The organism is Actinokineospora sp., from assembly GCF_052390155.1.
In the GTDB taxonomy this organism is placed as follows: domain Bacteria; phylum Actinomycetota; class Actinomycetes; order Mycobacteriales; family Pseudonocardiaceae; genus Actinokineospora.
Window position 1 is genome coordinate 1 of sequence record NZ_JBQTHF010000045.1, and the last position, 11,821, is coordinate 11,821.

The window sequence follows — 11,821 nt, forward strand, 5'->3', positions numbered from 1 at the left end:
TTTTTTTTTATTTTTTTTTTTTTTTTTTTTGGGTTTTTTTTTGGGTTTTTTCGTTTTGGTTTCAACGTTTTTGTGGTGGTGGTGGGGTTTCTGTTTTTTGTGGGGGGTGGTGTGTTGGGGGTGTGGGTGGGGGGTTGGTTGGGGGGGTCGGCGTTTTTGGGGCGGGGTGGGGGGCGGGGGCCGGCGGGGCCCGGCCACCGCCCGGACGTGCTGTGCCACTACCGCGATCCGGTGAAGGCGCCGCTGCTGCGCGCGGCCGTTTTCCCTGTGCTGGAAGGAAATCCGTTCGTCCACTTGGAACGACACTGGCTGCGCGGCCCGCACCTGCGGCTCGTGTTCGCCGAGCCCGACGCGGCCGAGCGGGCGCGTGCCCGGCTCGTCCTATACCTCGCCGCCCATCCGTCTACTGTGGACATATCGGACGCGGAGCTGGTGGCGCGCGCGGAAATCGCGGGCCGGGCCGAACTGGTGCCGCCGCCGTACGGGCCGGTGTATCCCGACAACACCGTGCTGGTCGTACCGGGCGACCGGCCCGATCTGGCCGAGCTGCTCGGTGAACCCGGCGTGCGGCACCGCGCCGCCCTGCTGCGCCTGGGGGTGCCCGCCGTCCGGGACACCGTGGGGCGCATGGCCGACACGACCGGCGACCGGGTGCGGCACGCCGTCGCCGCGATGGCCGCGCACGCCGCGACCTACCCGGGCGGTCTCGCCATCGGCTACCAGTCGTTCCTCTCCCACGTCGAGGACTTCCTGTTCCGCAACGACCCCGGCGGCGCGCTGCGGGCGGCGTTCGAGCGCCAGTGGACCCGCAACGCCGACTCGGTGTGCGCGCTGGTCGCCGCGCCGACCGGGCCGTGGGCCACCTGGTCCGCCGACGCCTGCGGCCTGCTCGGCCCGGCGTTCGACCGCGGCGAGCTGGCGGACACCCCGCTCGCGGTCTACCGGCGCCGCGCCGCCGCCGTCGGCGACACCCGCGACTGGGACCGCGTCGAGTTCGCCGAGTACCACCGCGGGCTCGCGGCGGCGGGCTTCGCGCGGGTGCGCGGCACCCGGGAGTTCTCGACGTACCGATTCGCCACCAACGCGCTCTACCAGTTGCTCGCCGTCTGCGACGTGACTCCCGTCGAGCGGTACCTGGCCGCGTACCTGGTCAGCGCGGCCGCCCAGCGGCTCAGCGGGCGCACCTGGCGGGACCTGCTCGACCAGGCCGTAGGGTCTGCGGCGTGGGCCGACTGATCGTTATCGAGGGACTGGACGGCGCGGGCAAGCGCACGCTGACCGACAAGCTGACCGCCGCGCTCGCCGAGCGCGGCGCGAGCGTGGTTACCCGGGCGTTCCCGCGCTACGGCCGGTCCGTGGCCGCCGACCTCGTGCACGACGGCCTGCACGGCCGACTCGGCGGCCTCAGCGACTCGGTGTACGGCATGGGCGTGCTCTACGCCATCGACCGCCAGGGCGCCCGCGACGACCTGCGCGCCGACCTGGACACCCACGACGTGCTGCTGCTCGACCGCTACGTCGCCTCCAACGCCGCCTACGGCGCCGCCCGCCTGCACCAGGACGCGCGCGGCGAGTTCGTGGCGTGGGTCCGCGCGATCGAGATCGACCGGTTCGGCCTGCCGCTGCCGCACGCGCAACTGCTGCTGCGCGTCCCGGCCGCCGTCGCCGCCGAGCGCGCCGCGCACCGCGAGCGCACCGAGACCGACCGCGCCCGCGACAAGTGGGAGTCCGACACCGACCTGCAGACCCGCTGCGGCGCGGTGTACGACGGCCTCGCCGCCGACGCCTGGCTCTCGCCGTGGCACGTGCTCGACGGCACCGCGGGCACCGACCTCGGCGCGCTGACGGAGAACCTGCTCGCCGATTAGACGGCGCCCACCAGGTCGCTGCCCCAGCGGGCGATCTCCGCGTCCAGGTCGAGCGGGGACACCCCGGACGTCTCCGCCATCTCCGGGGTCACCAGCTCGCGCGGGACGAACCAGGACACCTCGAACTCCAGCCCGTCCGGGTCCTTGGCGTAGAGCGACTTGGACACCACGTGGTCCGACGAGCCGACCAGCGCGCCCGCCGCGGCGAGGGTGCTGGCGAACTCGGCCAGCTCCGGCAGCGTGTGCACCGACCACGCCAGGTGGTAGAGCCCGACCTGGCCCGGCTCGACGGCGTCGAGACCCACCTCGAACAGGCCGAGGTCGTGGTCGTTGTCGGAGTCCGCCGCGCGCAGGAAGACCGCGCCCGGGTGCTGCTGGACGATCCTGAAGCCCAGCACGTCGCGGTAGAAGGCGACGCTGCGCTCGACGTCGCGGACGTAGAGGACGGCGTGGTTGAGTCGGCGGATGCCCATCGGCGCTCCTGATCGATGAGGTGTTTCAATCTTCAACGATACCGGGTCGGGCCGATCAGCGGGTGGTGCGGGTTCCCGCGGGGGAACAGTGCGACGATGTGTTCATGAAGGCACGTGTGCTGGTAGTGGACGACGACCCGGCTCTGGCCGAGATGCTCACCATCGTGTTGCGCGGCGAGGGCTTCGACACCGCGGTGGTGGCCGACGGCGCTCGGGCGCTGCCCGCGTTGCGCGAGCTCAAACCCGACCTGGTGCTGCTCGACCTGATGCTGCCCGGGATGAACGGGATCGACGTCTGCAAGGCCATCCGCGGCGAGTCCGGGGTGCCGATCGTCATGCTCACCGCCAAGAGCGACACGGTCGACATCGTGCTCGGCCTGGAGTCCGGCGCCGATGACTATGTCGTCAAGCCGTTCAAGCCGAAGGAACTCGTCGCCAGGGTGCGCGCCCGGCTGCGCCGCACCGAGTCCGAGCCCGCCGAGACCCTCGGCATCGGCGACCTCGTCATCGACGTGCCCGGCCACGAGGTCACCCGCGACGGCAAGGCCATCCAGCTCACCCCGCTGGAGTTCGACCTGCTCGTCGCGCTGGCCCGTAAGCCGCGCCAGGTGTTCACCCGCGAGGTGCTCCTGGAGCAGGTCTGGGGCTACCGGCACGCGGCGGACACCCGGCTGGTCAACGTGCACGTGCAGCGGCTGCGCTCGAAGGTCGAGCGCGACCCGGAGCACCCCGAGGTCGTGCTGACGGTCCGCGGCGTCGGCTACAAGGCGGGCCCCCCGTGACTGGGGCATTTCCCATGGGAGTCAGGTGACGGAGTTTCTCACCAGGCGTTCCCGTGAGCTTGCCGTCGCCGTTGGGGAGCTGATCGCCAACGGCAGGCGGCGCTCAGCCGCGTTCGGCGACCTGTGGCGCCGCTCGCTGCAGTTGCGGGTCGTGGTCAGCACGCTTGCGCTCGGCTCGGCCGTCGTGTTCGTGCTCGGTATGGTCCTGCAAAATCAGATCACCGAGCGGCTGCTCAGCGCCAAGGAACTCGCCGCCGTCGACCAGACCCGCGCGGCCGTGCAGATCGCCGAGCGCGAACTGGTCGGCATCAGCCCCAACTCCGACGCGATAGCCAACCGGCTGGCCAGCGCGCTGAACAAGCTGACCAGCACCTCGCCCGACCAGCAGTCCGGCGCGGGCTCGGCAGGCGCGTTCGAGCCGGTGCTGGTCAACGACGCACCCAACCTGGCGCCCGACAACGTCAGCTTCGCCGGGCCCTACGAGGACGTGCCGAAGTCCCTGCGCGAGTTCGTGCTGTCCAGCCCGGACCGCACGGTCTCCCAGATCTACACCGTCGACCGCGACAACGAGCGGCTGACCTTCCTGATGGTCGGCGCCCCCGTCACCACCACGGCCCCCGCGCTGCAGCTCTACATGCTCTACCCGCTCGCCGCCGAGCAGAGCACCATCAGCGTCGTGCAGAGCACCCTGCTCGTCGGCGGGCTCGTGCTGCTGCTGCTGCTCGCGGGCATCACCAACCTGGTCACCCGGCAGGTCGTGCTGCCGGTCCGCCGCGCCGCCCGCGCCGCCGAGCGGTTCGCCGACGGCGAGCTGGACGAGCGCATGGTGGTCGCGGGCGAGGACGACGTGGCGCGGCTGGCCCAGTCCTACAACGAGATGGCCGAGAGCATCGAGCGCCAGATCCGCCAGTTGGAGGAGTTCGGCCAGCTCCAGCGCCGGTTCACCTCCGACGTCTCGCACGAGCTGCGCACCCCGCTCACCACCGTCAGGATGGCCGCCGACGTGCTGCACGCCTCGCGCAAACAGTTCCCCGCCGGGCTCGCCCGCTCCACCGAGCTGCTCGTCGACGAGCTGGACCGGTTCGAGACGTTGCTCGCCGACCTGCTGGAGATCTCCCGGCTCGACGCGGGCGTGGAGGAACTCGTCTCCGAGTACGCCGACCTGCGCACCATCGCGCGCCGCGCGGTCGAGTCGGTCCGGGTCATCGCGCGCAAGGCGGGCTCGGAGATCGTGCTCGACCTGCCGGAGGACGAGGTCGATGCCGAGGTCGAGTCGCGCCGCGTCGAGCGGATCATGCGCAACCTGCTGGCCAACGCCATCGACCACGGCGAGGGCAGGCCGGTCGAGCTGCGGATGGCGAGCAGCGACGACGCCGTCGCGGTCACCGTCCGCGATCACGGCGTCGGCCTGCGCACGGGCGAGGCCGAGCTGGTGTTCAACCGGTTCTGGCGCGCCGACCCGTCGCGCAACCGGCACACCGGCGGCACCGGCCTCGGCCTGGCCATCAGCATGGAGGACGCCCGCCTGCACGGCGGCGGCCTCGACGCCTGGGGCGAGCCCGGCCAGGGCGCCTGCTTCCGGCTCACGCTGCCCCGACGCCAGGACGTCGACTATGCGGTGAGCCCGCTGCCGCTGCCGCCCGCCGACGTCCGGCCGGTCACCCAGGCCGCCCAGCAGCCGCTCGCGGTGCCCGAGGAGGTGTATCCGTGACAAGGACTTCGGCGACAACCACAGTCCTCGCGCTGCTGTCCGCGGTGGTGCTCGCGGGCTGCGCGAACATCCCGGACCAGACGCTGCCCAAGGTGGTGCTGGACGCGCCCGCCGAGCAGCCCCGCCCGATCCGCAAGCCCACCCCCGACCTCGACCTGTACCCGCTGGTCCAGGAGTTCATCGACCGTTCGGGCAGGCCGGAGGCGGCGGCCACCTACCTCACCGAGGCGGCCAAGCAGGACTGGCCGCGCGACCGCCAGTTGACCATCGTGGAGGACGGGGTCAAGACGCGGCCGCTGTCGGTGCAGGAGCCCAGCACCAACGGCGGGGTCAACGAGCAGGCCGTGGTGCTCTCGGCCAAGCAGGTCGGGCGGCTCGCCACGGACCGGTCGTTCTTCCCCAGCGTGCAGCAGGTCGACCTGCGGATCAACGTGCAGCGCCAGCCCGACCTGCAGTGGCGCATCTCCGCCCCGCCGGACGGGCTGCTGATCACGGAGTCCGTGTTCAAGGCCAGCTACCGGCGGGTCAACCTGCAGTTCTTCGACCCCGAGCAGCGCGTCATGGTGTCCGACCCGCGCTATGTGGAGATCGAGCCGCAGGAGGGGCTGGAGGGCCGCGTGGTCAACCTGCTGCTCGCGGGCCCGTCCGACCAGCTCAAGGGCGCGGTGCGCACCCAGTTCGAGGGGGTCGGGCTGCGCACCAACGTGGTGCAGGAGGCCGACGGCGCGATTCTGATCAACCTCACCCAGGTCACCAAGTCCGCCGAGGACAAACAGCGCATGGTCGCGCAGATCGTCAACTCGCTGCGCGAGGTCACCTCCAGCCCGCTGCGGCTGCTCACCGAGGGCCGCTCCTTGATCCCCGGCCAGGAGGACTGGCGCCCCAGCGACGTCGGCTCCTACGACGCGTCACTCAAGCCCGACCTGCTCGGCCTCGTCGTCGTGGACGGCAAACTCCGCTCGATGCGCGACGGCAAACCGGTCGAGGGGCCCGCGGGCGCGGGCGCGTACGACATCGCCAGCGCCGCCCAGTCCCTCGACGGCGGCCAGCTCGCCGTGGTCGAACGCGGCCCAGCGGGCATGCGGTTGCGCGTCGGGCGGACCAACGGGGAGCTGCCCGAGGTCGCCCTGTCCCCGTCCGCCACGCTGACCAGACCCACCTGGCTGCCCGGCGACGGCGACGAGAACGGCAGCAACGAGGTGTGGACCGTGCAGGACGGCACGGTCGTGGTCCGCGCGGTCCGCACCGCGGACGGAAGCTGGCGCAGCTTCCCGGTCGACGCGTCCGAACTCACCCGCGACGGCGGCACCATCACCCAGTTGCGGCTTTCCCGCGACGGTGTGCGGGTGGCCGCCGTGGTCAACGGCGAGGTCAAGGTCGCCGCCGTCGTGCGCACCAACGACGCCGTGGTGATCCGGCCGCCGAGCACCCTGCAGGACGGCCTGTTCAAGGGCGTCATCGGCCTCGACTGGCTCGACCGGGTCACCCTGATCGTGGCCACCGAGCAGAGCGCCCTGCCCGTCGCCAGCGTCCCTATCGACGGGCTGACCTACACCCCGTACAACAGCTCGATCCTGACCCTGCCGGTCACCGCGATCACCGCCGCGCCGAGCCGCTCCGCGGTCGTGACCGATGGGTCGGGCATGTGGTCCACCCAGGAGGCGGGCAAGGTCTGGCAGGTCCACCAGCATGGCCAGGGCCCGCGGTCGCTGCCGTTCTACCCGGGCTGAGCGTGCCTGTGACGACTGACGCGGATCTGTCGGTGTCCGCGGGGATGCTGGCGCCATGATCCTGGAAGCGGTCCTCGACCTGGTCCTGCCCCGCCGCTGCGCCGGCTGCGCGTTGCCGGGCACCTGCTGGTGTCCCATCTGCGCCGACTCCGCCCGCGGCCTGTTCGCCGTCGAACGCACCGCCACCGCGAAGGGCCCGCCGGTCTTCGCCCTGGCGCCGTACGGCGGCCCCGCGCGCCGCATGGTGCTGGCCTACAAGGACCGGGGCAGGCGGGAGCTGGCCGGTGCCATGGGCGCGGCCCTGGCCGAAGCCCTGCCCCGCCTCGCCGACCGCGTCCCGATGCCTGCCGCCTGCGCGCTGTGGCTGGTGCCGGTGCCCTCCCGCACCGCCGCCGCCCGACGCCGCGGCGGTAACCACGTGACCGCCGTGGCCTGCCACGCGGCCCGTCTGCTGGCCGCCGCGGGCACCGCCACCCGCGTCGCCCCCGCCCTGCGGCTCGGCGCGGGCGCCAGGGACTCCGTCGGGCTGGGGCGGGCGGCCCGCGCCGCCAACCTCCGCGGCAGGCTGTCGATGAACCCGGCGGGCGCACCACCGCCGGGCACGCCGGTCATCCTCATCGACGACGTGGTCACCACGGGCGCGACAGCCGCCGCGTGCACCGCCGCACTCACCGCGGCCGGTCACCCCGTCGTCGCCGTGCTGGCCTTCACCGCGACCGGCTGACTCCCACCTGGTGGGAAGTTCCCATACCCCCACACGAGTGAACGTGGCCGGGAACCCTAGATCGTTCCGCGCCGTTGGCCAGATATGCGGCTTCGCGCGAAGACAGTGACGAGTAGTCGGCTGGTGCGTTCGGCCCCAGCCGACGTCTCTCTGTACTACGCCGGTCGGCCGTTCGCCATGGGCCGTCGGGGTGAAAGTAGGACCACCCGTCCGGCCGCCTCCCGACGCCCATGGCCTTATCCACCAGCGGCGTCGTCGCGGGCGGTAATTCTCGGTCGCGGACGGATGTCCCCCGCCTCGGGGGCTGTTGCGGAATCGAAACCCGGGCTAACGTGCTGCGCTATCAACGTTCCCGGTTGGCAGGGAGGAGGCGAGTAGCCCATGACCATGGCGCCGGAGGCGCGTTGACCACTCCCGGAGATCATCTCCGCAGGTCACGCCCCGTTCTGGAGGTTCGTCCAGACAGTCCGGCGCCGCAGGTTTCGGCGGAAAACCAACGCTCGCAAGCAGCGAGGGAGGTCGTGTATGGACATCGTGGTTAAGGGCCGTAACGTCGAGGTGCCGGAGCACTACCGAGTGCACGTCGAGGACAAGCTGACCCGTCTGGAGCGCTACGACCGCAAGGTCATCCGCTTCGACGTGGAGCTGTTCCATGAGCCCAACCGCAGGCAGTCGAAGAACTGTCAGCGTGTCGAGATCACCGGTAAAGGCAAGGGCCCGGCCGTACGGGCCGAGGCGTGTGCGGGCGACTTCTACGCAGCGCTGGACCTCGCGGTGACGAAACTCGAAAACCGGCTCCGCCGCCTGCACGACCGCAGGCGTGTTCACCACGGGCGACGCAGCCCGGCCTCCGTAGCGGAGGCGACTTCCGCCGCTGCCCTCGGCTCCCCCACGAGGAGCGAGACGAACGGCAGGCGTTCCGCGCAGACCGCGGTGCTCGACGCACCCGAGTACGAAGGACTCTCGGAGTTCCCCGAGCAGCGCTGGGAGGACTCCACCGACGCTGCCGACAACCTCCCCGGCCGCATCGTCCGAGAGAAGGAGCACCCGGCCAAGCCCATGACCGTCGACCAGGCCCTCTACGAGATGGAACTGGTCGGACACGACTTCTACCTGTTCGCCGACGCCGAGTCCGGGCAGCCCAGCGTCGTCTATCGGCGCCGGGGGTTCGACTACGGCGTGATCAAGCTGGTCTGACCGCTGCCACCCGATCCGGTGCCCCGGAGCCCTCGGCTCCGGGGCACCGGCGCGTGCGGAACCCGCGGGCGTGCTGACACGTTGGTGCTGAGGTGGGAGGCCATCCGAGTAGCTGCGCGGCGCCGTCGGTGCACGCCGAGCAGCGGGTTGCCTACGATGACGTACAGGAGCGTCCGCGGCGGGCGCACGACTATCAGCTAGCGAGGTTCGACTCCGATGGTGCTGTCCCGAATTCTGCGCACGGGCGAGGGCAAGACGCTCAAGCATCTGCACAAGATCAAAGCGGCGGTCAACTCGCTGGAGCGCGAGGTCATTCCCCTCACCGACGGCCAGCTCGCGGCCAAGACCGACGAGTTCCGCGCGCGCTACGCCGAGTTCGTCAAAAACGGGCTCAATGGCGCCGACGCCCTCGACGAGCTGCTGCCCGAGGCGTTCGCCGTGGCCCGCGAGGCCGCGAAGCGGGTGCTGGGCCAGCGCCACTTCGACGTACAGGTGATGGGCGGCGCGGCGCTGCACCTGGGCAACGTCGCCGAGATGCGCACGGGTGAGGGCAAGACGCTGACCGGCGTGCTCGCCGCCTACCTCAACGCCCTGTCCGGCCTCGGCGTGCACGCGGTCACGGTCAACGACTACCTGGCCAAGCGCGACGCGGAGTGGATGGGCCGGATCCACCGGTTCCTCGGCCTGAGCGTCGGCGTGATCCTCTCGGAGAAGGCCCCGGCGGAGCGCCGCGCGGCCTACGAGTGCGACATCACCTACGGCACCAACAACGAGTTCGGTTTCGACTACCTGCGCGACAACATGGCGTGGACCCTGGACGACATGGTCCAGCGCGGCCACAACTACGCCATCGTCGACGAGGTCGACTCCATCCTCATCGACGAGGCCCGCACGCCCTTGATCATCTCCGGCCCGACCGACTCGACGTCGTACCGCTGGTATGTCGAGTTCGCCCGCCTCGCGCCGAGGATGAAGGGCATGGACATCACGGTGATGTCCGAGACCAAGCAGCTCGCCGAGATCGCCGAAGCCAGCAACCGGTACCACTACGAGTTCGACCGCAAGCGGCGCACCATCGGCGTCACCGACAAGGGCGTCTCGTTCGTCGAGGACCAGCTCGGCATCGACAACCTCTACGAGGCCGGGAACACCCCGCTGGTCGGCTACCTGAACAACTCCCTCAAGGCCAAGGTCTTCTACGAGAAGGACAAGGAGTACATCGTCCGCGACGGCGAGGTGCTCATCGTGGACGAGTTCACCGGCCGCGTGCTGGCGGGCCGCCGCTACAACGAGGGCATGCACCAGGCCATCGAGGCCAAGGAGGGCGTCGAGATCAAGGCCGAGAACCAAACCCTCGGCACGATCACGCTGCAGAACTACTTCCGCCTCTACGACAAGCTCGCGGGCATGACCGGTACCGCGCAGACCGAGGCGGCCGAGTTCGGCGCCACCTACAAGCTCGGTGTGGTGACCATCCCGACCAACCGCGACATGGTCCGCAAGGACCAGGCCGACCTGATCTACAAGACCGAGGAGGCGAAGTTCCTCGCGGTCGCCGAGGACATCGCCGAGCGGCACGAGCAGGGCCAGCCGGTGCTGGTCGGCACGACCAACGTGGAGCGGTCGGAGTACCTGTCGAAGCTGCTGGTGCGCCAAGGCATCAGGCACAACGTGCTCAACGCCAAGCACCACGAGAAGGAGTCCGCGATCGTCGCCCAGGCCGGGCACAAGGGCGCGGTCACCATCGCGACCAACATGGCGGGCCGCGGCACCGACATCGTGTTGGGCGGCAACCCGCAGCACATCGCCGAGGAGGTGCTGCGCGCGCGCGGGCTCGACCCGACCGACACCCCGGACGAGTGGCGCGCCGCGCTGCCGGGCGCGCTGGAGAAGGCCGAGGAAGAGGTCAAGGCCGAGAAGATCGAGGTCATGGCCGCTGGCGGGCTCTACGTGCTGGGCACCGAGCGGCACGAGTCGCGGCGGATCGACAACCAGCTCCGCGGCCGCTCCGGCCGCCAGGGCGACCCGGGCGAGTCCCGGTTCTACCTGTCCCTCGGCGACGAGCTGATGCGCCGGTTCAACGCGGTCCTGGTCGAGCGGGTGATGGAGACCCTGGGGGTGCCCGACGACCAGCCGATCGAGGCGAAGATGGTCACCCGCGCGATCCAGAGCGCGCAGACCCAGCTCGAACGGCAGAACTTCGAGATCCGCAAGAACGTCCTCAAGTACGACGAGGTGATGAACAAGCAGCGCAAGGTGATCTACGGCGAGCGGCTGCGCGTGCTGAAGGGCGAGGATCTGCAGGAGCAGATCGGGCACATGGTCTCCGACGTGATCACCGCCTACGTCCGGGGCGCCACGGCCGAGGGCTACGCCGAGGACTGGGATCACGAGAAGCTGTGGACGGCGCTCAAGACGCTGTACCCGGTCGGTGTGGACTGGGAAGACCTCAACGACCGCGCCGAGCACGACGGCGCCGACATGGACCACGACTTCCTGCGCCGCGAACTGCTCGACGACGCCATGTCGGCGTACGAGGCGCGCGAGACCGAGATCGACGGCAAGGTCGGCGCGGGCGCGATGCGCGAGCTGGAGCGCCGCGTCATGCTCTCGGTGCTCGACCGCAAGTGGCGCGAGCACCTCTACGAGATGGACTACCTCAAGGAGGGCATCGGCCTGCGGGCGATGGCCCAGCGCGACCCGCTGATCGAGTACCAGCGTGAGGGCTTCGACATGTTCGCCGCGATGCTCGACGCGCTGCGGGAGGAGTCGGTCGGCATGCTCTACAGCGTGCCGGTCGAGCCCGCCGAACCCGCCGTCCAGCTCTCGGCGACGCCGACCGCGCTCCCCACCGTCAACCCCGAGGTGGCCGCCCGGCAGGCCGAGCTGCAAGAGCGGCAGGTCCGCGCGCAGGCCGCCCAGCAGCGCGCCCAGGCCGAGCAGGCCGCCGCCGCGACCCGCGCCGACCAGCTTCCGCCCGCGCTGCGCGGGCGGGGCCTCGACGGCCCGGGCGAGCAGCGGCTGAGCTACAGCGGCCCGTCCGAGGGCGGCGGCGTCGAGTCCCACAGCGACGGCACGACCAACGGCGCCCCGGGTGGCGCGGGCGGCACTCGCCGCGAACGCCGCCAGGCCGCCCGCAACGACGCGAAGAAGGGCGGCCGCAAGGCCCCGCGCCGCTGACCGTCCGCGATCCACCCCCGAGGCCACCTGCCCGACGGCGACGTCCGGCAGGTGGCCTCGGGGTTGCCGCCCGGCAACCTTCCCCCGCCACAACCGAGCCACAACCCACGGCGTCTATCAATGGGCCGAGCCGTGTGGGCGGCCGACACTCCCTGG

10 protein-coding genes are annotated in these 11,821 nt (G+C 70.9%); 8 read left to right on the forward strand and 2 right to left on the reverse strand.

Translation table 11 applies throughout. From position 1 onward, the window contains the following. Positions 1-294 (reverse strand): hypothetical protein (locus ACT4N7_RS16125; protein WP_444829548.1); only part of this gene is annotated, 294 nt, incomplete at its 3' end. On the opposite strand from ACT4N7_RS16125, the gene ACT4N7_RS16130 reads away from it, so the two are divergent. Both ACT4N7_RS16130 and ACT4N7_RS16135 read left to right on the forward strand, forming a co-directional pair. Further along, positions 295-1,236 carry a hypothetical protein gene (locus ACT4N7_RS16130; protein ID WP_444829549.1) on the forward strand — a complete coding sequence of 314 codons (942 nt, stop codon included), beginning with the start codon at positions 295-297 and terminating at the stop codon, positions 1,234-1,236. Then, positions 1,224-1,868: a dTMP kinase gene (locus ACT4N7_RS16135; protein WP_444829550.1), complete on the forward strand. Its 645-nt coding sequence runs from the start codon at positions 1,224-1,226 to the stop codon at positions 1,866-1,868. The genes ACT4N7_RS16130 and ACT4N7_RS16135 overlap by 13 nt, the downstream gene beginning before the upstream one ends. Here the strand turns inward: ACT4N7_RS16135 and ACT4N7_RS16140 are convergent. After that, a complete protein-coding gene (locus ACT4N7_RS16140) occupies positions 1,865-2,341 on the reverse strand; it encodes a VOC family protein (RefSeq protein WP_444829551.1) in 477 nt (158 codons plus the stop codon). The two genes, ACT4N7_RS16135 and ACT4N7_RS16140, sit on opposite strands and share 4 nt — an antisense overlap. Before the next feature lie 104 nt (positions 2,342-2,445). Here ACT4N7_RS16140 and mtrA point away from each other — a divergent pair, with 104 nt between their 5' ends. From mtrA to secA, 6 genes are all read left to right on the forward strand, one after another. Continuing rightward, positions 2,446-3,123, forward strand: a complete 678-nt coding sequence (mtrA, locus tag ACT4N7_RS16145; RefSeq protein WP_444829552.1) for an MtrAB system response regulator MtrA — start codon at positions 2,446-2,448, stop codon at positions 3,121-3,123. Positions 3,124-3,148: 25 nt separating this feature from the next. Next, on the forward strand, positions 3,149-4,834 hold the full coding sequence (gene mtrB / locus ACT4N7_RS16150) for an MtrAB system histidine kinase MtrB (protein WP_444829553.1): 1,686 nt from the start codon (positions 3,149-3,151) through the stop codon (positions 4,832-4,834). After that, positions 4,831-6,564: an LpqB family beta-propeller domain-containing protein gene (locus ACT4N7_RS16155; protein ID WP_444829554.1), complete on the forward strand. Its 1,734-nt coding sequence runs from the start codon at positions 4,831-4,833 to the stop codon at positions 6,562-6,564. Before mtrB ends, ACT4N7_RS16155 begins: the two co-directional genes overlap by 4 nt. A gap of 55 nt (positions 6,565-6,619) precedes the next feature. Then, positions 6,620-7,288: a ComF family protein gene (locus tag ACT4N7_RS16160; RefSeq protein ID WP_444829555.1), complete on the forward strand. Its 669-nt coding sequence runs from the start codon at positions 6,620-6,622 to the stop codon at positions 7,286-7,288. A gap of 525 nt (positions 7,289-7,813) precedes the next feature. Continuing rightward, positions 7,814-8,485: a ribosome hibernation-promoting factor, HPF/YfiA family gene (gene hpf, locus ACT4N7_RS16165; RefSeq protein ID WP_444829556.1), complete on the forward strand. Its 672-nt coding sequence runs from the start codon at positions 7,814-7,816 to the stop codon at positions 8,483-8,485. Positions 8,486-8,701: 216 nt separating this feature from the next. Then, a complete protein-coding gene (gene secA, locus ACT4N7_RS16170) occupies positions 8,702-11,665 on the forward strand; it encodes a preprotein translocase subunit SecA (protein WP_444829557.1) in 2,964 nt (987 codons plus the stop codon). The last annotated feature ends 156 nt before the right edge of the window (positions 11,666-11,821 follow it).

Bases quoted from the DNA above. Each gene is read 5' to 3' on its own strand.
- secA (WP_444829557.1), top strand. From the start codon at position 8,702: ATGGTGCTGTCCCGAATTCTGCGCACGGGCGAGGGCAAGACGCTCAAG.
- mtrA (WP_444829552.1), top strand. From the start codon at position 2,446: ATGAAGGCACGTGTGCTGGTAGTGGACGACGACCCGGCTCTGGCCGAG.
- ACT4N7_RS16160 (WP_444829555.1), top strand. From the start codon at position 6,620: ATGATCCTGGAAGCGGTCCTCGACCTGGTCCTGCCCCGCCGCTGCGCC.
- ACT4N7_RS16140 (WP_444829551.1), bottom strand. From the start codon at position 2,341: ATGGGCATCCGCCGACTCAACCACGCCGTCCTCTACGTCCGCGACGTC.
- hpf (WP_444829556.1), top strand. From the start codon at position 7,814: ATGGACATCGTGGTTAAGGGCCGTAACGTCGAGGTGCCGGAGCACTAC.